The 1,070-nt window shown below is 73.2% G+C and carries 1 pseudogene; it reads left to right on the forward strand.

Annotation, left to right across the window (positions count from 1 at the left end):
- Positions 1–597: 597 nt before the first annotated feature.
- Positions 598–1,070, forward strand: a pseudogene (locus KDL01_RS41350) (tetratricopeptide repeat protein); the annotation flags it as partial.

Genomic DNA, 1,070 nt, shown 5'->3' on the forward strand with positions numbered 1-1,070 from the left:
ACTCATCTCCTCGGCCACCCGCTCCATCCGCGCGACCCGGCGCACCCCCGCCGGAGCCAGCGGACCCAGCAGCTTGAGCAGGCCCGCCAACCTCTCGCCGGACTCCCCACCGTGGAATTCAAGCGCCACATTCCACCCCTCACGGCCCCGATGCATTCAGGACATTGGTACTCTCCGCGGCTCGGCGAGGTCAAGATCGGAACACCGCGTAATCAACTGCGGGGGTCTGGCGGCGGGTCGTGGCTTTCGGTCAGGTGAGGTCACTCATCCCGGCGTGTCCCGTCCACCCCGCCACACCCCTTAACTCGGGTCTTTACTCGACCGGGCGGATCCTGCGGTCGATGGCGGTGGCGGGTTCGGCGCCGCGGTTCACCGGGGTGATGAGCCGTCATCAGGTGCCGTACGGCGGCTTCGCTCGCCTTCCTGCTCTTCGTCATCGTCGAAGATGGGCCTGAACGGGGGTACGGTGGGACGCTGGACCGTGATGTTGATCCCACCGATCGCGGCCGCCTTGGCCGTGGGCTGGAAGCGCGCGGCGCGCACGGCGCGGCGCTGGGGGACCGTCACGGGGCCTGAGCCGAAAGGAAGGGTCCTGCCATGGCGGTGGCGCGGGAACGCGGCGGGTTCGCCGATCCGGATCCGGAGCACGTGGCCGACGTCGGCGGCTTCGTCGAGGCGCTGGCCGCGTTGCGCGCGCAGGCCGGCAGCCCGCCCTACCGCACCCTGGCCCGGCTGGTCGGACCGCTGCTGCGGCCGCCGCGGGAGGTGGCGTTCCGCACCGTGGCCGACGCGTTCGCGCCCGGGCGCCGCCGTCTCGACCTTGACCTGGTGCTGGCGATCGTGCGCGCGCTGGGCGTGGACGGGCCGGCCGTGGACGCCTGGCGGCGGGCCTGCCTGCGGGTGCAGAGCGAGGCGCGCACCGGCGGGCCGATCGGGGTCTTCCGGCAGCTGCCGGCCGAGCTGCCCACGTTCACGGGGCGGGCCGAGCAGGTGCGGCGGCTGGTCGAGGCGGCGGACGGGGCCGAGGGCGCGACGGTGGTCATCTCGGCGATCGAGGGCATGGGCGGGGT

This window comes from Actinospica durhamensis, assembly GCF_018139695.1.
In the GTDB taxonomy this organism is placed as follows: domain Bacteria; phylum Actinomycetota; class Actinomycetes; order Streptomycetales; family Catenulisporaceae; genus Actinospica; species Actinospica durhamensis.